Raw genomic sequence first — 18265 nt, forward strand, 5'->3', positions numbered from 1 at the left:
TTAAATCAAACCCTCTTCTGATGCAACTCGAAACAAATTCCCGACTTTCTTTTGTTTTTCTGACAAAATTTTATCTGTCAATACTTCTTTCACTACATCTTCATGAATGGAATGCAGAAGTTCAAAATCTCTTTTGTAATCAGAGACAGTCATTTTTCCAAATAGAATGTTTGCTTGGAATTGATAGATTTGGTGTTCCATAAGAAATCGCAAAGTATCATAATCCTCAACCGCTTCTGCAGTGATCACGGCCTCCCTGTTGTCGGCAAGGCGTTTGCAATAATCAATAAATGCCAGGTTATCTAAAAATTTAATTTGGTCTTCTTCGATTTTGAATTTAAAACTGATCGGATCTAGTTTGAATTCTTTGATCATAATTCCGAGATCCAAAACAATTTGGTGGGATTGACTTTTGACACCAAAGTCGTCGGCAGCAAAACTCATTCCGTGAGAATAAAAAGCATGGCAAACATCTTTCAGTGGGTAGTTGGAATCGTCGTAAGGTTTTTCTACCAACTCAAAGCGAATGTTCTCTGGAAGTAGGTCCTTGTTTTGAATCAGTTTTTTCAAACGATCCACACGGCCTACGTGGGAAAATGTATCAATCAATGATTGAGGAGAAATATTGAATTTTAAAAGTCCGGGAGCTCCTTCACAGGCAATGATTAGTTTTTCTAAAATCAAAAGTTCAATGCGGTTTAGATCTTGGTCGGCCGGGATGTCATTGATTAAATCTTTGTAACCGATGTAAGCTCCACCGCCTAGAAATACTTCTCCCCCTTTGACAGAATAGGTTTTGTCTTTGGGATTGAAGATCACAGTGGGTTGGATCATGGCTTCGTGTACGGAGCCAGAAATATAAGTGTTGGCTTTGTTGTAATAGGTCCAACTCCAACGAACTAAGTTATCGTTTAGATTTTTTTCCGAAGATTTATAAAGTTCATTATAAATTTCATCACTATCAGAGATAAAATTAGATTGGGTTCTGGAAACTCCAAAGTGAAAGGATGCCGTTTTATTTTGCATACACTGTTGTTGGAACTTACCAACAGCGTTTTCGATATTGGGAAATTTTTCAATATCCCATTCAAAAAGGGGAGAAATTCCCATAATCAAAATGTTTCTTTTTTCTAAGTAATGAAATCCGAAACTGATATCTTCTAAATCCAAACAGGCATAAAACTCGGTTCGGAGGAGGTCTAGAAAATCAGTCAGTTCAATACCACAAATGTTTTCGAAACGAATGAGGAAGAGCGGTTTTCCTTGGTTCTCTTGGATGAAATTTTTTTTGAACACGTCCAAGTCCTTCATACCAAAATAATAGGGACCTGTTAAAAGTTGATTTTTCAAATGTAGCCTTCGTATATGATTTGATTCTCAAACGACTTCTTGTAAATTTATGAGAATTCTAAAGAAAAGGCAACAAGGATAGTAACTTATGTATAGTTTTATTTGGTTTTTACTGATTGGTCTTGCGGCAGGTTGGCTTGCAGGTCGTATTTTACGTGGAAGAGGATTCGGGCTCATTGCCAATTTGGTGATCGGTGTAGTGGGTTCCTTTTTAGGTGGGATTGTGTTTGGACTTTTGGGCTTTCGCTCTTACGGTCTCGTCGCAGAACTTCTAGTGGCAGTCGCAGGATCCATTTTACTCATCTTCATCGCAGGCCTGATTAAAAAAAGATAAACCCTTTGTAGTGGATTTCTCTTGTAGAGCTTTTGCAAAACAAAAGGTCCCATTAAGATAAAAGACAGGGCGACATAAATCGTCCCTGTCTATGGGAGAAAAATTTTAATCCAGTTCGACTCCGTCACCTAACTCAAAGTTGGAACTCACACCTTGCACGTCGTCGTTGGCTTCTAGGTTTTCAATTAACTTCATTACTTTTTCTGCCGTTTCTTTATCGTTCACTTCCACGGTCGTCATCGGAATGTATTTGATTTCCGATTCTTCCATATTCAGACCCTTAGTGGAAAGAGCTGATTGCACGGCTTCGTATTCGGCAGGAGCCGTCAGAACCACATACATCCCGTCATTGATTTGGATGTCTTCGGCACCGGCACCGAGTGCTAAATCAAACAGAGCTTCTTCAGAAATTTGATCCGCTTTGAGGGTCAGTTGGCCTTTCCGTTCAAAAAGACGAGATACGGCCCCGGCATTGGCAAGCGACCCGCCTTGTTTGGTTAGAATGCTTTTAATTTCGGGAGTAGTACGTGATTTTTTATCCGTGAGGACATCCACCATAATGGCAACCCCACCCAGTGCGTAACATTCGTACAGACACTCTTCATATACCATCCCTTCCAAACCACCGGTACCCTTTTTGATGGCACGTTCGATATTGTCCTTTGGCATGTTGGCAGCTTTTGCTTTTGTAACGGCTAGGCGAAGTCTTGGATTTCCTTCTTGTTCTCCGCCACCATCTTTGGCTGCTACGGAAATTTCTTTGGCAATCCTTGTAAAGATGGCGCCTCTTTTGGCGTCAATGGCTCCCTTTTTTCTTCGAATCGTCGCCCATTTCGAGTGTCCTGACATTGTTTTCTCCCAAGGCTAGGATTTTGGATTCAAAAGATTTTTCAACAGATTTAAGTCGCCCTAGTTTCTTGACTCAGAGAGAAAATTCCAAAGTACTGTAAAAAAACATCTATAAGGCATACCATGATCGACTTTTCCATCACCGATGAACAAAAAGCCCTCCGCGATTTAGCGAGAGATTTCGCCAAAAATGAAATGATTCCAAAGGCGGAACACCATGACCACTCAGGTGAATATCCGAAAGAAGTATTAAAGAAAGCTTTTGACGTAGGCCTTATGAATATGCACATCCCCGCAGAATACGGTGGGGCTGGCCTCGGTGTTTTGGACGAACTCATTGCCTCAGAAGAGTTGTTTTATGGCTGTTCGGGAATGGCCACTGCCATCCTCGCGAACAATCTTGCATTAGCGCCTGTTTTACTTGGTGCTGATGACTACGTAATGAAAAAATTTATCCAACCAATGTCGGAAACCTTCACTCTTGCCGCTTATGCCGTGACAGAGCCTGGAGCTGGATCTGACGTAGCAGGGATTCGAACCACTGCCAAACGAGTCGGTGATGAATACATTGTCAATGGATCCAAAATGTGGATCACGAACGCAGGTCATGCGGACTGGTTTTTTGTTTTAGCAAAAACAGATCCAAATGCCGGCCACAAGGGTATGACTGGATTCATCGTAGATGCAAAAACTCCAGGAATCATCATCGGTAAAAAAGAAAAAAACATGGGACAACGTTGTTCCGATACTCGCGGTGTTACCTTCGAAGATGTAAAAGTTCCTAAAGAAAACATGATCGGTAAAGAAGGGGAAGGATTCAAAATCGCCATGGGTGCTTTTGATAAAACTCGCCCAGCCGTTGCGATTGGTGCTGTGGGAGTGGCTCGTGCGGCCCTTGATCATTCCATTCGTTATGCGAACACTCGTAATGCATTTGGTAAACCGATCTCTGTCAATCAAGGTGTTAGTTTTATGATCGCTGAAATGGCTCGAGACATTGAAGCCGGAAGACTACTCTGCTGGCAATCTGCTTGGCTTATCGATAATGGATTTAGAAACACATACCAAGCATCTATCGCAAAAGTATTTTGTGCTGATATGGCAATGCGTGTCACAACGGATGCCGTTCAAATCTTTGGTGGTTACGGATTCAACGAAGAATACCCTGTGGAAAAATTGATGCGTGATGCAAAAATCTTCCAAATCTATGAAGGTACTTCACAAATCCAACGTGTGATCATTTCCAAATTTCTCAATGACGGGGTTGGGATCGAATCTCCTAACGCGTAAAGATTGGATTTAGGACAGGTGGATATATGCGAACCTCCACTTGTCCTCTCCTAGTATGTTTCTTCTCATCGACAACTACGACTCATTCACCTATATTCTGTACCAATACCTGAACCAAATCATACCAACCACTGTCATGCGGCACGATGAAGATCTGCCTCTGGACTTACATAAAAAATACCAGGCAGTTGTTTTGTCACCGGGACCTGGCCTTCCTAAAACTTCCGGCAAATTAATGGCTCATATCCAATCTGTGTATGAGACCATGCCTGTACTTGGGATTTGTCTTGGCCACCAGGCACTAGCAGAAATTTCCGGTGCCCGTCTCGAACAAACATCGGAAGTGTTCCATGGACGGCCATCTGAGATCCAACACAATGGGGAAGGTGTGTTTAAAAACATTCCCAATGGATTTTTAGCGAATCGGTACCATTCCTGGGCTGTTTCGAAAGTTTCTTTACCCAGCGAATTGGAAGTGACAGCCGAAACAAAAGATGGAGTCATAATGGGAATTCGTCATAGAAAATGGAATAAGGTATTTGGGGTTCAATTCCACCCTGAATCTATCCTCACCGAACATGGGGAGACCTTACTCCGTAACTTCTATGAGGAAGTGATCCAATGAAATATTTTTTAAGACTATTGTCCTATTCTGTGCACTACCGAGAACGATTTGTTCTGGGTTTGGTATTTGCACTTTTGACAGCTGTTTTGAATGGTATTTCTCTTACCGCACTCATCCCTCTCTTTGATTCGTTAGGTGGCGATAAAAACAATCGTTTTCATTTGGATTTGACCCTTCCGGAAAAAACCATTCTCGTCCAGGAAGTTCTACTGGGTGAAGACAGTCTTGATGGGCTCGAACGACTGAAACGTGTCATTATCTCTGCAAAACTCCAAATCAACCAGTTCACAGAGGATATGGAACCGAAAGAGGTGGTCTGGGCGGTTTGTATTGCCGTTTTTCCGCTATATCTCTTAAAACTAGGAACTTATCTTTTATCTGTTTATTGTATTGCTACCGCTGGTTATAAAGCGGTGAGAGACATTCGCCAAGAGTTATTCCAAAAAGTCCAGAGGTTACCTCTCACATACTTTTATAAAGAAAAAACGGGTCTTATCATGAGTCGCGTGATTAACGATGCAGAGACTGTAGCGGCGGTCATTTCAAGTAACTTACGTGATGCGGTGATTAACTTTTTTTACGTGGTCACTCACCTAATGATTTTGATTTATCTAAATTCAGAATTATTAATTTTGGCCTGTCTTACGATTCCTGTTGTGATTTTGCCGGTAACATTATTCACGAGAAAAATATCATCATCCACAGCCCGGTTCCAAGAAAAACTGGCCGACCTCAATAGCCATATCCAAGAATTCATTTCAGGGATTAAGGTCATCCGAACCTTCCGCCAAGAGAATCAGGATCTTAAAAAATTCGATAACATCAACTATAAGGTGTATCGCCGCACTTTCAAAGGACAGTTCTATTTACAAATGGCACCGAGCCTTGTAGAACTCACTTCTTCCATCGTGGTACTTGGATATTTTGCTATGGGTGCCAAATTCATTTACTCCGGTAAGTTTACCCAAGGGGAGTTTATGGCCTTCCTTCTTACCTTGTTATTTTTACTTCGTCCGCTCACCCAACTCTCGCAAATGGTCGGTAAAATCACCCAAGCCAATTCGGCAGGGAAACGGATTTTTGAAATCATCGATCGGGATTCGGAAGTGGTAGAACATGGAGACGAAACGATTCTCGAAAAAATCGAAACGGGAATCCAATTCGATGACATTCATTTTTCTTATCCAGGCACCAACCAAGAAGTTCTAAAAGGAATCAATTTAGATATCAAACTTGGGGAAACATACGCCTTTGTCGGAACCAGTGGTTCTGGTAAATCCACTCTTATGGATTTAATTCCCCGCTTTTTTGATCCCACTTCTGGAAAGATCCGAATCGATGGGGTGGACATCCGTAACTTTTCTCTGAACTCCCTTCGTAAAAAAATTGGGATTGTCACCCAGGAAATTTTTCTCTTCCACGGAACCATTGCAGATAACATCGCCTATGGGACGGGTGCTGCTTCCCGGAAAGAAGTGGTTCGCGCCGCTCGTCTTGCCAATGCCCATGACTTCATTACCAAAATGGAAAAGGGATATGATACGGTCATAGGCGTTCGAGGACTCGATCTCAGTGGGGGCCAAAGACAACGTCTGGTCATTGCTCGTGCTTTGTTACGAAATGCGGAAATCATGATTTTGGATGAGGCAACAAGCGCTCTCGATGCGGAATCGGAACGTTTGGTCAGCCGCGCTTTGGAACGACTCTTTAAAAATAGAACCACTTTTATCATCGCCCATCGTCTTTCGACAGTGCGTCGTGTGAAAAACATCGTAGTCATTGAAGAGGGTGAGATCAAAGAACAAGGGGATCATGACTCCCTTTTAGCAGAAAATGGAATTTATAAAAAACTATACGACAGTCAATTTGCTGATGCGGAGATTCAAATATGAAAAGAGTTTTAATTGTTGATGATAATGATCGTTATGCGAACAATTTAAAATCATATTTTGATTCAAAAAATATCCCATCGGACAGGGCAGTGGATGCCAAAGAAGGCCTAGTTCTTTTTTCTAAAAATCCAAACTACGATATGATCGTTTCTGATGTGACTATGGAAACCCAAACCTCAGGGCTTTGGATGATGCGTCAAATTTACAAATCAGGTTACAAGGGTGTTCTTGTGATTGCTTCTACTGGATTTGATGTATTCGGTGTGATGCCGTTTTCCTCTCGGTTTTTACCTTGGTTTTGTGGTCTCCATTGGATGATTCCGAAAGTGCCACTCAAACAAGGAACGGTGGAATGGGTTCCCACCGCCCTCTCTTTCGGAAAAGTTAATCCTTTTTAAGAACTTTGATCTCTTCGATCGGATTGAAGAGATTGTTGTGTTTTCCTTTTTTCAAATTGGAATACTTTCCAGACTTTCCATCACTTCCTAATTGTTTCACTTCAATGATATCCAGTTTTGGATAAAATACCCAACCCGTCACAAACGCATCTCTGGCACCCGGTAGCGTAGATTCCATTTTCACTTGGATGTATTTGTCTGTGAGGATATCTTCCCCAATCCGAACGGCAAATTCCTTTTTGGTTTCAGAAAGAACGAGACCAATCTCTTTATTTTTAATATAAGATACGGGTCTAGACCTTTCGTTTGGTTCAGATCTCAGATAGTCATCTTCGATCAGAATGATGGCATATTTGCCAAAGGCTTTTCTTCGGAGTAAAGATTCTCCAATTCGTTTCCCGAGTTTCTCATCGGTTTGGGCTTCGTTCAATCGAATCAGTGCAAAAGTGGCAGAAAGAGATGGGTTTTTACTAATTTCATCAACAGCTAATAAAGCAAGGTTTGGCTCTTCCGCCACCACTCGTTCTAAAATCCGTAAACTTTCTCGGCTACCGTGAATGGCGAGAGCTTCGAGGGCCGCTTCTTTGATCTCAGGTTCATTGGACTTTAAAAATTTATCAAATACTTCTACATCAGCATCTAGCCTGTGATAGGCGAGTCCTCTTAGGGACCCGGAAACAATGACAACATATTCAGAAGCAAGTCCTGTGGTAAGGATCATCTCTCTTCCTGCTGGATCTTTGGTTTTCCCAAGACCTTCGTAACTGACGGCAATCACTTCGGGATCTTCAGCTTTCGTTCCAGCAATGAAATAGGAAAGAGACCTTTTGTCTCCCAGATCCGACAAAGCTTTGTATGCGGCCGGTCTTACTTGGTATCCATCTCGATCAATGGCAGTTTGTAAACTCACACGGCCTGCTTTGAGACGACCGAGAGCCAGGGCTGCTGCCGAACGAACTCGAGGGATGGGGTGGGTGGCTAGAATTTTTTCTAAGTTCCTAGGTCTACGGTAGTATTCCCATTGGAAAACTTGGACGAGGCCGCTACGAATTTGTTCCGTATACTCTCTGTCTTTTTTTTCTTCGTCAGAGAGAACTTCTTCCTCTTCCTTTTTGACGAGTTCATTGATTTGTTCATCGACTTTCGCTTTTCCTGTAACTTTTGTTTTGCGATTCAGGCGTTTGATCGAAATTTTGGAACCAATATCTTCTTTTTTAGTAATTATCTTTTCTGGTTTTTTGGGTTTATCTTTTTTATCATCTATAATGATGGGATCTTCCACCACAGGTTTGATTTCTGCGTCGGCAATATCTTTCCCTTGGGAATAGTTATTGGAATCTGATCGAATATTACGAATGGCATTTTGAATTCCAATGGCTTTGGGACTGTATTGTTTTAGCGAATCTAAAATATTTCCCAATGCATAAGTCACGCGACCAATGGCAGGTCCATCAAAATCATTTGGTGTGCTATCAATTAGGTCTTGGTTGGTTTGTACAAGCCCAGGAAGTTTTGTGATGATGGGTGGGAGGTCTTCTTCTAAGTAGGCCGCCGCTTGCATCTCTTGCGCTGCCGGTTCCCCTACGGTTTTTTTGCTATCGGCACGAAGGGCTACATTTTCCCCAAATTCTAAAAGCGCAATGGCCTTATGTGCCTCTTGAATGAATTCATCATACTTACGATTGTTTGTTACCGGGACCAATACTTCCTTTGTTTTATGCGGATCTAAATCGGTTCCTTGGTATTCTTTATACTTTGGTGAAACGTCTGTTAACTGGTATGGCTTTGAAGTGGAACAACCTATCAACAGAACCAGGACCACCCATAAACTGCTCTTCCAAATTATGTCTTGACCCTTTTGAAACATCTGATAGCCTACTTCCATACTTTGAATATCGGATACTTACTATAAGTAAAATTAGCGGCAATCTAGCTGGTCTCAAGCCAAACCAGGTAAAAAAGTTAAAATCTCTCTCCGAAAGGCGTCTCAGAGAGGATTCTATCATATCTATGGACCTTGCTAGGCTCGTAGGTGAGATTTCTGTAGAAATTCGTAGGCAAGTCGGCCTTCTCATTGAGAGGACAGGTTATGTCACGCATCTCATTGTTGGCAATGACAGCTCCATCGAAATTCCTCATTTGGACCGCTACCGTGTTGCCCATTCACGACTCCGAGGCCTTCGCCTTTTTCACACTCACCTCAAAGAACACCCGTTAAACCAAGAAGATTTGATGGACCTTGTCCTCAACCGCTTTGATTCCATTACCGCTGCTTGTGTGGGTTCTGACGGAATTCCCAAATTCTTTTTTTCCGCTTTTATCAATCCAGATCCCGATGCTAAGGAACCTTGGATCCTCTCTCCGAAACAATATCCTGGCCAATTGAAGTATGGATATTCAGAGCAAGTCGAAGCCCTTGAATCCGAATTCACAAAAAAAACATCCATCTTAAAGGAATCGCAAAAAGAAAACCGAGCCTTCCTTGTGGGTGTGTATGATGTGCGAAAGATGAAACGTTCGCCTGACCATTCTATGGCGGAACTCAAAGAACTTTGCCGCACAGCCGGAATCCATGTTGTGGATACCTATATCCAAAAAAGAGATCCTGATCCCAAAACTGTTGTGGGGAAAGGAAAGTTACAAGAAATCATCTTAACTTCTGTCCATAAAGACATTGAACATTTGATTTTTGATTTGGAACTCACTCCTTCTCAGGCTAAAAAAATCTCTGATGCTAGTGATTTAAAAATCATCGATCGCACCCAATTGATTTTAGATATATTCTCCAAAAATGCAAAATCGCGGGATGGAAAACTCCAAGTCGAACTGGCCCAGCTCAAATACCTCAAAAATAGACTTTCTGAATTGGATGACAATATGAGTCGCCTAACAGGAGGAATTGGGGGAAGGGGGCCTGGGGAAACTAAGTTAGAAATTGGGAACAGGCGAGTGGAAGAAAAAATCACTCGTTTGGAAAATGAACTGAAAGACCTCAAACGCCGACGGGAACTAAACCGTAAGTCTCGGACAAGAAATGAGATCCCCATTGTGGGAATTGTTGGTTATACCAATGCAGGAAAGTCCACTCTCCTCAATGCCTTAACCAATTCCACAGTCATTGCCGAGGACAAATTATTTGCTACTTTGGATCCTACAACCAGGAGGATTCGTTTTCCTGAAGAAAGGGAAATTATCATTTCCGATACGGTTGGATTCATCCATGACCTCCCGCCAGATCTCTCCCAAGCCTTCAAGGCCACTCTGGAGGAATTAGGGGACGCCGACCTACTTCTACATGTAGTAGATTCGACAAATGCTAATTATGCGGAACAAATGGATGCGGTAGACACCATTCTTAATTCCTTAAAATTAAACGAAATTCCACGAATGGTGGTTTTTAACAAAGCCGATGGACTCGATGAAGAGACTCATGCCTCTTTTGAAAAAAATGGGTCTTTACTCGTCTCCGCTGTTACTCGTGACGGATTGCCTAATCTTTTGGGTTTGATTGAAGAAGAGATTTGGAAAACCAAGGAACAAAAACCGGCCCTCGTGGCTACTCCCAGTGAGTGATGGCTTCCTGCTTTGTATTGAAGATCTGAACCTTACGCGGTAAATCCATCAGGCGAATCACGTTTTCTAAAAAGTGATTCAAACCCCCAATCAGAATTTTGCCATGATGGCTCTCCACAGTTTTGATGATTCCGATTAGCGTTGCTACCCCAATGCTATTGATGTACTCCAGTTTTGTGAGTTCCAAAATGATATTGTAAACTGCATCCCGAAAGATCACCGAAATATTCCGATTGATTTCATAAGCATTGGTATTGGTGATCTGGCCTACAAAGGAAACTACCAGAACTCGTTCGCCTTTGATCTCGACGAATTCTGTTTTTAGATCTAGGGAAGGAAATTGTAAATTCGCCATGGCGAGTTACAGTTTTTCCAAGAGCCGGATGGCCACAGTTTTCTGTTTGATGATGGCAGACATGGTATCAATTTCCTGCAGAGATTTTTGAAATTCTCCTTCCGTGGCAGCGTGTGTGAGAACAATTACGGACACAGGCTCGGAAGTAGACTCTCTTTGTTGGACGGATGCAATTGAAATATTATGACGGCCGAGGACCTTAGAAATTTCGGCAAGAACCCCGGGTTTGTCTACAGTAGAAAAACGTAGGTAATAACGAACCAAATTGTCCGGTTCTGGAAAGGCTTTTGCTTCTGGAAAAAGATTATTTTCTTTGGCGATGTCACTACTTCCGAGTCTTGAGGAATAGTAAATGATGTCGGAGAGAACGGCACTGGCCGTCGGCATTCCCCCAGCCCCTTTCCCTGTGATCATTCCTGAATCTGCTTCTTTGGTTTTATAAAACACAGCATTGGATTCATTCATCACATTGGCGAGTGGATGGTCGAGAGGAACAAGGGTAGGATGCACCTTGGTCAGAACCCCCGCCGAACTTCGTTTAGAGATTCCTAAAAGTTTGATTCGGTATCCGAGAGAAAGTGCGGATTGGATGTCCGAGGATTGTAAGTCAGAGATTCCTTTTACAGATAAAGAAGAGAACGAAACGTAATCACGGAAGGCAAGACTCGCAAGCAAACTGATTTTATGGCCCGCATCAATTCCTTCCACATCGAAGGTGGGATCTGCTTCTGCAAATCCTAAGTCTTGGGCTTTCTTCAAAGCAGTGGAATAATCCCAAGATTCTTGTTCCATTTTGGTCAGGATGAAATTGGTTGTCCCATTCAGGATTCCGCAGATGACTTCAAATTCGCAAGAAGAGAGTCCGTCCCGTAAAGTACGGATGATGGGAATGGAACCGGCAACGGCCGCTTCATACCCGAGTTCCGCTCCGGTTTTTCCGGAGATCGAATACAATTCCCTACCTTTTTCGGATAACAACGCCTTATTGGCCGTGATGACAGTTTTGCCATTTTCCAAGGCAGACTGAACCGCTTTGTAGGCAATGTCGGTTCCGCCTATCAATTCAACAATCATATCGATATCCGAACGATTTGTAACCGATAGTACATCGTCCGTTACTGGAACGTTTGTTTTACCTTGGAGTTTTCCCGGGCTACGAGTGGCAATCGCCGTTAGTTGTAAGTTGATTCCATAATGATTTTGGATTTTTTCTCGGTTTTTTTCCAAGAGTTGGAGTAAGCTAGTGCCGACAACTCCGGCACCCAATAGACCAATACGAACTTCTTTCATCTAGGATCACGATTTCGTAGGAGAAAGGGAAACACACTTAAAAAAAATTTAAAAAAAAACAAATTTGAGAAGAAGTTCTTCAGCTTTTTTTGTTTTTATGTGATAACTATAATTAGAATTGTCTCGGCAATAAGGATTATCATTATGGCAACGAAAAAATCATCATCTGCCGCTAAGAAGAAGGCTGTTAAAAAAGCGGCTAAGAAAACAAATACGGTTAAGAAACAATCTACAAGAAACGAGAGTGCATCTCTTTATAAAAATGACGAGTCAGCGCAAGTTTCTCTTCAATCCCCGGTATCTCATTCCGACGGATCTTCCCACGGTACAAAAGAATCTGGAAATGGAGTGTATCTATTTTTGGTTTTGGCCGGCGTGCTTGCCATCGGGTATTTAGGATATGTGAAATACTTCAAAACAAAAGCACCAGTGGCTGTAGCATCCGTTCCTGCTGATGCACAAACTAAACCAGTGCCTGCTGCACCAGAAACAAAAGTAGAAGAAGCGCAAACAGAAGCTCCTGCTGCTGGATTTCTACTGGATAAAGTGGCGTCCAAAAAATGGTCAGAAGCTGGCGCTTATTGTAAATCTGTTGGTGGAGTGGTTCCTTCCAAAGATGATCTCGTAAAATTTGCAGCTACGGCTCCAAAAGAGATCAAATCTAGCGAAGAGAAATATTGGACTAAAACAGAAGTGGATAAGAAGTCAGGTTTGGCTTACCGTTTTTCTAACGGAAAGGCTCCCAAAGTTGACAAAGCTACTTCTTTAAAGGTTCTTTGTAAAAACTAATCTCTAACGAGAGTTTGATTGGATCGGGGCTAGAATTTCTCTTCTGATTTTGTCCGCAAGGTCAGAAGAAGCAAAAATCTTCCCCGATACATCAGTTAAATAGAAACTATCTTTCGCACGTCCCGTTTCGAAATCGGTTTCAATGGTCGCACTGCGAATGTTGATTTGGTTTTGCATCAGAATTCGTGAAACATAATACAACAAACCCCTTCCTGCACTGCTTTCCAAATACAAACAAGTTTCATTCCGTTCGGGAAGATCGCTAAATATAAATTCTGGTGTTTCTCTAAAAAAAGTGGCAACTGCCGGTTCTTGGATTTGTAACTTTTCCAAGATCTCTTCAAACTTAGTATTTTTGGAAAATAAGGAATCCATCATCATTCCTAATTTGAAAGCGGCTTGGGTAGTATCACCACCATCTGCTTGTAAAATGAACGAATCGATTGTAAATTCCTTTCCTTTCTCAATCACTGTGCTTAGTTCTCCAGAAAGGATGTCCATTTTCAGAGCATAAATGATCGTAGCGATTCGGTGGAAGGTACCAATTTGGGTAGAATCCGTTTTTAGGGAAATTAGGATGTTTTCCTTCTCTCGTTTGTATTGAAACTCGATCAATGTGGCATTTCCCTTTCCCACAGATTGTATACATGCACAGGAAATTTCAATCAAAAGGTTTCTGCAAAATACGCCGATGATGATAAAAGACAGTATGAAAAAATTACTATTGATTCTATTCGTTTTGGGGATAGCTGCGGCACCCCTTGTTTCGCAAGAGGAAACTTCGGAAGAATCACCCTTTGCATCAACCAAAAAGAAAGTCCAACTCTGGAAAGGGGAAGTGGTTGGTGTTTATAAAAATAGATTGTGGATCAAAGTTCGAATCTATCGCAACCAACGAATCTCCAAACTCTCTTTGAAAGAAATTAAATCTTTATTTGCCGATACAAAAGAATTTCCTGTATATCAAAAACTCACCGATCTCAAACAAGGTGTCCTTGTAGTGCGAGATACCGTTTGGGAAGAAAAAAATATCAATAAAAACAATCAATTCATAGAGGTAGTGTTAGTCGGCGATTACAAACCGGATCTCAGTTCAAAAATGAAAGAGATCACAACCGATGCCTATATTTCTAGTTATATCGAAGAAGATTTTTTCACAGAACCAGATGCCTTTTTTAAAGGAAGATACACCCCTCCTAGAAAAACAGTCTTTCATCCCAAAGATAGAAAAGAAATGGTCCTTGTCACACGTGGTCTATTTTTATACGGACAAGGAACCGATCCTTCTGCCGACAGTTTTAACCCGTATTTTTTAGAACCAAAACCTTCGAACCTAAAAGAGATACCTTCCTTTTATATTGATAAATTTGAAGTTACCAATGCAGAATATGCTTATTTTTTAAAACAAACCAATACGCAAAGTCCTCCCCATTGGATTGGGGGAAAGTATCTTGAAGGGGAAGGGGATTTTCCTGTGATCCATCTCACGTATCGCGAAGTCGAACGTTATGCGAGTTGGGTGGGAAAACGAATTCCTACCGAATGGGAATGGGAAAAGGCAGCCCGCGGTCCCGGTGTGATTGAGTTTACCAATCGGGACGAAACCTTAGGGTATCAAATCATTGCCACGAAATACCCTTTTGGGGATGAATACGATTCCCTTTATTGTAATACTAGAGAATCAAAAATAGGAAAGGCACAGTCTGTTTATGAGCTCTCCACCGAAGGAGAAAGTCCTTATGGTGTCATTGGAATGTGTGGGAATGCGCCGGAGTGGACATCGAGTGATTACCAGTTGTATCCGGGCCATCATATCAAAAACTTCTCGTTTGGGAAAATTTACAAAGTGGTTCGCGGGGGTTCGTATTCGGACGCAGCAAAAAACTCTACAGCAAGTGCTAGGTCTTATGGTGGGATTCCCAACCTATCAGAAGATAGGCGAGCTGGATTTCGTTTGGTAATGGATTACCGAGATTGATTCTATTATTTAGCTAAGACTTCGTTTCTTTTGCCCAGTTTTTTACAGATCTTTCCAAGAACTTCTTGTTCGTCCGGAGAGAGCACTGCAAATTCTGAAGTGATCCGTTTTACGTGATCAGGAAAAATTTGTTCGATTAGTTTTTTTCCTTCTGCAGTTAGGTGGACAGAGATAAACCTTCTGTCTTCCACACCACGCACACGTTCCACGAGAGTTCTTTTTTCCAGGTTGTCGATCACGAGAGTGATGTTTCCTGTACTCTTTAGAATTTTGTCCCCTAGATCTTTTTGGCAGAGGGGACCCAAATGGTACAAAGTCTCTAAAACCCCGAATTGACTTTCTGAAATATTCCACTTAGTGAATTCAGAAATGAGTCGGGAAGACAGAGATTCCGCAGCGCGTTTCAATTTAATGAACGCATCCAGGGCTTGTACTTCTTTTTTAGATCCTTTAAATTTTGTTCCCATTAGTTTAATATCAAACTATCAAATCTTAAACCAATTGTCAACTGGTTTCTTGGCTCTTTTGGAAAAGATCTTTCATGAGCCGTAGAGTTCCCGTGAGCCCTAAAACCACGGAAGATGCCGCCACACCACCCATTAAGGCACCGGCAACGCCCGGAGAGCAGGCATCGGCCCCTGTTAGGTAAAGATTTTTGATCGTTGTCCTCACACCTAACCATTCTTGTTGGAAGCGCTCCGGTGTACAGGAAAGTCCATAAATGGAACCTTCTTTATGTCCGGTAAAAAATTCTGTGGTGATGGGTGTGGAGAGTTCTGTGAATTCAATGAGGTCTCGAAATCCTGGAAATCGCTCTTCTAAAAATGATAACATCCCTTCTGTGATGGTTTCCTTGAGTTTGGTATAGTCTTCCCCCCGTTTTTTCCAGGGTTCCTCTTTCCATTTGGCAAAAAGAGAATAGTCAGCAAAACTAATGGCTTCGGCGGTATGCCCTTCGGCTTCTGGATTTTTTAAGGAAGGAAAGGACAAATACATCATGGGAGGTTTTCCAAAAACCAAATCATTTCGTTTCGCATAACAGGCATCATGGTCTTTGTCAGGAAAGATCCAATGGTTCTCGCCATGGAATCCTAGTTTTCGTGGAGATTCCTTAAATCCAATATAGAGTGTGATGGATGTAGTTCCTTGTGTGCTGAGAGTTTCCAAAGGTTTTTGGAAGGAGACAGAATGTTCTTTGGGTAACAATTTGTTGTAGGTGGTGTAGGCTCCGGCATCGGATACGATCACATCTGCAAAGAATTCTTGTTCTAAAAAAGTTTTTCCTTTTTGGACTTCTACTTTTACACCAATGGCTTTGTCTCCATCCAAAAGAATTTCTTTTACGGTATGGAGGATTTTTAAACTCCCCCCGTTTTCCTCGACAATGGGTTCAATCGAATCTACAATTTTGGAAGATCCCCCAATCGGAAAGTAACCCCCGTTAAAGTAGTGTGTCACAATCATCGAGTGGATGGCAAAAGAAGAGACAGAAGGAGGAAGTCCATAATCACCCCACTGAGAACTTAGAATGGCTCTTAAGTTTTCATCCTGAATATTTGTTTCCATATATTCTTTCGTGGTGATATAGGGAGAAGGGATATGGTTTAGGTTTAAAAACTTAGCGGCCTTTTCAAAAACAGCCGGTAGCGCTTTTAGAGTAAAATGCCTTCCGAACCATTGGGTGAAGGATTCCACATCACGAAAGTATCTGTCAATGGCTTCGACTTCGCTCGGAAACTTTTCTTTTAAGTCTGACTTAAATCGTTCTTTTTCCCCATAAACCGGGAAACTCAAACCCGGGTAATCGAAGACCTCAAATGGTTCTTCCATTTTGTTCCAGGTGACACCCTTTCTTGTGATGGAATCAAAGAGAGTTCGTAACATCGAACCCTCACCTAAATCACCAATGTAATGGATTCCCACATCCCATTCAAATTTTCCAAGCCTTTTGAAGGTGTGGGTAAATCCGCCTAACTTAAAATGACGCTCGAGAACCAATACTTTCTTTTTAGCTACTTGAGAAAGGATAGAGGCGGCCGTGAGGCCACCAATACCAGAACCGATAATAATCACGTCATATTGATTGTCCATTAGTGGTATTTAGTTTCTACAGTATATTCCACGGTAACGGTTTCGTTTGCTTTCACTGGAACATCGGAATAAGCTTTGGTTGCTGATTCTTTTGTAAATTTATGAGAAGATTTTGTGATATTCCAATCTCCCCAAAGACTTGCGTAGAATCTTACTTCGATCTCTTCTTTTTTCCTGTTTCGAATTTCTACAGAATAAGTCGATTTGTCTCCGCGTGAAAGTTTGAACACTTCATTGGAAAGACGTTTTCCATTGGCAACGACATCGAAAGCTTGGCCTGTTCGAATTTTGACTTCTTCATTTTCTGGAGTGTGATCAATTGTATCTTCTCCTAGAAGTTGTTGGCGTCCTTTGGAATCTGCTTTAAAAACACGGATGGTTCCTTGTGGGAGTGGTCTTCCCAAATTGTTTTTCTTAGCATTTTTGAAGATGTATTTAACGGTGGCGTTATTGAAATTTTTTTCATTTCCCTCATACATCGGTAGATTTTCAAAAACAAAATACTTTTTGATTTCGATACCTTCGGATTGGAAAAGTTGGACTTGTTTGGTTTGGTTATAACCAATGTTTGTTGGTTGATCCAATGTGTATAAATAGTATTCCGACAAATTTTCCTGATTGAATTCAGGGGCAGCATCGGACTCAGCATATTCTTTCATCATTGTTTTTTTCACAGCGCGGGGTTGTGTTGCATAAGAGTTCACTTGATTGGAGATTAGGTTCACCTTTCCCGCAACTAACTGTAACACTGCGTTTTTGAACTCAGCACCGGAGTTGTTGTTTAGGGTGACCCAAGAATTCAAACCACAGTTATTTTCCTCTTTGTCCAAAACAAGAATGTAGTCAGCAGACCATCCGAGACCATTTGTTTGGTAAGAAACTTCTACAGTTTGTTCTTTCTCTGTATCGTTCTTTAATTTCCAAACAAGAGTAGGTTTGGCATAAAGATTTTCAGGGATGGTTGGAACTGTCACCCTTCCATTGTATCCAAGGGAAATTTCGTCACCAATTTTATACACTGGGTTTCCGTTGTTTGCAATCAGTGTGGCTTTAACGGTAGTTGTTTTTTCTTTTCCTTCATTGTGAAGGGTCACTTCTTTTCCAATGTATTTGTCCATCAGGCGTTCAGGAGAAATTAAATCGTATTCGTAGTTTTGTTCAAAGACGGTGAGTTTTTTGGAATCTTCTCCTTTGACTCGAACTGTTTGGGGGATGATGAGTGAAGGAACATCTTCAAAACGTAAAGTGCGAATTCCTTTCGAGAGATTCAAAGTTCGAGTTTCTCGAACAAGACCAATCCCCCCATTGTAGATAGTCACACTGACTGTTTTGCGGTCAGATTGTGTGGACAGATCAAAAGCGGAATCGGATGTGATGGTACCGGCAGTAAAAAACAGAAGTGTTAGAGTGGTTAAGGGTAATATTTTGAATTTCATGTATTCTCCCATGAG

At 41.7% G+C, this 18265-nt stretch carries 17 protein-coding genes; 8 read left to right on the forward strand and 9 right to left on the reverse strand.

The genetic code is table 11. From position 1 onward, the window contains the following. Positions 1–1311, reverse strand: coding sequence for an EAL domain-containing protein (locus JWG41_RS12910; RefSeq protein WP_205270396.1), 1311 nt, complete (start codon positions 1309–1311; stop codon positions 1–3). A 127-nt stretch (positions 1312–1438) separates the two neighbouring features. Here JWG41_RS12910 and JWG41_RS12915 point away from each other — a divergent pair, with 127 nt between their 5' ends. Then, positions 1439–1684: a GlsB/YeaQ/YmgE family stress response membrane protein gene (locus tag JWG41_RS12915; protein WP_205270343.1), complete on the forward strand. Its 246-nt coding sequence runs from the start codon at positions 1439–1441 to the stop codon at positions 1682–1684. Positions 1685–1789: 105 nt separating this feature from the next. Here JWG41_RS12915 and JWG41_RS12920 read toward each other — a convergent pair whose 3' ends face one another. Then, the gene (locus JWG41_RS12920) at positions 1790–2533 is read right to left on the reverse strand and encodes a YebC/PmpR family DNA-binding transcriptional regulator (RefSeq protein ID WP_205270344.1); all 744 of its coding nucleotides are present in this window, start codon (positions 2531–2533) and stop codon (positions 1790–1792) included. Between the two features lie 123 nt (positions 2534–2656). On the opposite strand from JWG41_RS12920, the gene JWG41_RS12925 reads away from it, so the two are divergent. From JWG41_RS12925 to JWG41_RS12940, 4 genes are read left to right on the forward strand one after another with little or no spacing between them, the layout of a single operon-like run. Beyond that, the gene (locus tag JWG41_RS12925) at positions 2657–3823 is read left to right on the forward strand and encodes an acyl-CoA dehydrogenase family protein (RefSeq protein WP_232373983.1); all 1167 of its coding nucleotides are present in this window, start codon (positions 2657–2659) and stop codon (positions 3821–3823) included. Positions 3824–3878: 55 nt separating this feature from the next. Continuing rightward, the gene (locus JWG41_RS12930) at positions 3879–4448 is read left to right on the forward strand and encodes an anthranilate synthase component II (protein ID WP_205270345.1); all 570 of its coding nucleotides are present in this window, start codon (positions 3879–3881) and stop codon (positions 4446–4448) included. Then, positions 4445–6340, forward strand: a complete 1896-nt coding sequence (locus tag JWG41_RS12935) for an ABC transporter ATP-binding protein (protein ID WP_205270346.1) — start codon at positions 4445–4447, stop codon at positions 6338–6340. Before JWG41_RS12930 ends, JWG41_RS12935 begins: the two co-directional genes overlap by 4 nt. Continuing rightward, on the forward strand, positions 6337–6738 hold the full coding sequence (locus JWG41_RS12940; RefSeq protein WP_205270347.1) for a response regulator: 402 nt from the start codon (positions 6337–6339) through the stop codon (positions 6736–6738). Before JWG41_RS12935 ends, JWG41_RS12940 begins: the two co-directional genes overlap by 4 nt. Here the strand turns inward: JWG41_RS12940 and JWG41_RS12945 are convergent. After that, positions 6725–8605 (reverse strand): HEAT repeat domain-containing protein, encoded by a 1881-nt coding sequence (locus JWG41_RS12945; protein WP_205270348.1) that lies wholly within the window; start codon positions 8603–8605, stop codon positions 6725–6727. The two genes, JWG41_RS12940 and JWG41_RS12945, sit on opposite strands and share 14 nt — an antisense overlap. A gap of 143 nt (positions 8606–8748) precedes the next feature. Between JWG41_RS12945 and hflX the strand changes: the two genes are divergently transcribed. Next, complete coding sequence (gene hflX / locus JWG41_RS12950) at positions 8749–10311, forward strand: GTPase HflX (protein WP_205270349.1); 1563 nt, start codon at positions 8749–8751, stop codon at positions 10309–10311. Here hflX and JWG41_RS12955 read toward each other — a convergent pair. Then, entirely contained in the window at positions 10295–10666 is a 372-nt protein-coding gene (locus tag JWG41_RS12955; RefSeq protein ID WP_205270350.1) for an STAS domain-containing protein, read from the reverse strand. The genes hflX and JWG41_RS12955 overlap by 17 nt on opposite strands. Before the next feature lie 6 nt (positions 10667–10672). After that, positions 10673–11956 (reverse strand): homoserine dehydrogenase, encoded by a 1284-nt coding sequence (locus tag JWG41_RS12960; RefSeq protein WP_205270351.1) that lies wholly within the window; start codon positions 11954–11956, stop codon positions 10673–10675. 144 nt (positions 11957–12100) lie between these two features. On the opposite strand from JWG41_RS12960, the gene JWG41_RS12965 reads away from it, so the two are divergent. Further along, the gene (locus tag JWG41_RS12965) at positions 12101–12745 is read left to right on the forward strand and encodes a hypothetical protein (RefSeq protein ID WP_205270352.1); all 645 of its coding nucleotides are present in this window, start codon (positions 12101–12103) and stop codon (positions 12743–12745) included. Between the two features lie 3 nt (positions 12746–12748). On the opposite strand, the gene JWG41_RS12970 is transcribed toward JWG41_RS12965, so the two are convergent. Beyond that, positions 12749–13360, reverse strand: a complete 612-nt coding sequence (locus JWG41_RS12970) for a hypothetical protein (protein ID WP_205270353.1) — start codon at positions 13358–13360, stop codon at positions 12749–12751. Between the two features lie 94 nt (positions 13361–13454). Here JWG41_RS12970 and JWG41_RS12975 point away from each other — a divergent pair, with 94 nt between their 5' ends. Next, positions 13455–14723, forward strand: coding sequence for a formylglycine-generating enzyme family protein (locus tag JWG41_RS12975; protein WP_205270354.1), 1269 nt, complete (start codon positions 13455–13457; stop codon positions 14721–14723). A gap of 5 nt (positions 14724–14728) precedes the next feature. Here JWG41_RS12975 and JWG41_RS12980 read toward each other — a convergent pair whose 3' ends face one another. Genes JWG41_RS12980 through JWG41_RS12990 form a run of 3 tightly spaced genes read right to left on the reverse strand, consistent with a single transcriptional unit; the run spans position 14729 to position 18250 of the window. Next, positions 14729–15190 (reverse strand): MarR family winged helix-turn-helix transcriptional regulator, encoded by a 462-nt coding sequence (locus JWG41_RS12980; RefSeq protein WP_205270355.1) that lies wholly within the window; start codon positions 15188–15190, stop codon positions 14729–14731. Positions 15191–15227: 37 nt separating this feature from the next. Then, positions 15228–16814, reverse strand: a complete 1587-nt coding sequence (locus JWG41_RS12985) for a phytoene desaturase family protein (protein ID WP_205270356.1) — start codon at positions 16812–16814, stop codon at positions 15228–15230. After that, a complete protein-coding gene (locus JWG41_RS12990; RefSeq protein WP_205270357.1) occupies positions 16814–18250 on the reverse strand; it encodes a DUF4139 domain-containing protein in 1437 nt (478 codons plus the stop codon). Before JWG41_RS12990 ends, JWG41_RS12985 begins: the two co-directional genes overlap by 1 nt. Between the last annotated feature and the right edge of the window lie 15 nt (positions 18251–18265).

The sequence above is a fragment of the Leptospira chreensis genome (assembly GCF_016919165.1).
GTDB lineage: Bacteria > Spirochaetota > Leptospiria > Leptospirales > Leptospiraceae > Leptospira_A > Leptospira_A chreensis.

Excerpts from the sequence above, each read along its gene's own strand:
- JWG41_RS12910 (WP_205270396.1), bottom strand. The coding sequence starts at position 1,311 with ATGAAGGACTTGGACGTGTTCAAAAAAAATTTCATCCAAGAGAACCAA.
- JWG41_RS12915 (WP_205270343.1), top strand. The coding sequence starts at position 1,439 with ATGTATAGTTTTATTTGGTTTTTACTGATTGGTCTTGCGGCAGGTTGG.
- JWG41_RS12920 (WP_205270344.1), bottom strand. The coding sequence starts at position 2,533 with ATGTCAGGACACTCGAAATGGGCGACGATTCGAAGAAAAAAGGGAGCC.
- JWG41_RS12925 (WP_232373983.1), top strand. The coding sequence starts at position 2,657 with ATGATCGACTTTTCCATCACCGATGAACAAAAAGCCCTCCGCGATTTA.
- JWG41_RS12930 (WP_205270345.1), top strand. The coding sequence starts at position 3,879 with ATGTTTCTTCTCATCGACAACTACGACTCATTCACCTATATTCTGTAC.
- JWG41_RS12935 (WP_205270346.1), top strand. The coding sequence starts at position 4,445 with ATGAAATATTTTTTAAGACTATTGTCCTATTCTGTGCACTACCGAGAA.
- JWG41_RS12940 (WP_205270347.1), top strand. The coding sequence starts at position 6,337 with ATGAAAAGAGTTTTAATTGTTGATGATAATGATCGTTATGCGAACAAT.
- JWG41_RS12945 (WP_205270348.1), bottom strand. The coding sequence starts at position 8,605 with ATGTTTCAAAAGGGTCAAGACATAATTTGGAAGAGCAGTTTATGGGTG.
- hflX (WP_205270349.1), top strand. The coding sequence starts at position 8,749 with ATGGACCTTGCTAGGCTCGTAGGTGAGATTTCTGTAGAAATTCGTAGG.
- JWG41_RS12955 (WP_205270350.1), bottom strand. The coding sequence starts at position 10,666 with ATGGCGAATTTACAATTTCCTTCCCTAGATCTAAAAACAGAATTCGTC.
- JWG41_RS12960 (WP_205270351.1), bottom strand. The coding sequence starts at position 11,956 with ATGAAAGAAGTTCGTATTGGTCTATTGGGTGCCGGAGTTGTCGGCACT.
- JWG41_RS12965 (WP_205270352.1), top strand. The coding sequence starts at position 12,101 with ATGGCAACGAAAAAATCATCATCTGCCGCTAAGAAGAAGGCTGTTAAA.
- JWG41_RS12975 (WP_205270354.1), top strand. The coding sequence starts at position 13,455 with ATGAAAAAATTACTATTGATTCTATTCGTTTTGGGGATAGCTGCGGCA.
- JWG41_RS12980 (WP_205270355.1), bottom strand. The coding sequence starts at position 15,190 with ATGGGAACAAAATTTAAAGGATCTAAAAAAGAAGTACAAGCCCTGGAT.
- JWG41_RS12985 (WP_205270356.1), bottom strand. The coding sequence starts at position 16,814 with ATGGACAATCAATATGACGTGATTATTATCGGTTCTGGTATTGGTGGC.
- JWG41_RS12990 (WP_205270357.1), bottom strand. The coding sequence starts at position 18,250 with ATGAAATTCAAAATATTACCCTTAACCACTCTAACACTTCTGTTTTTT.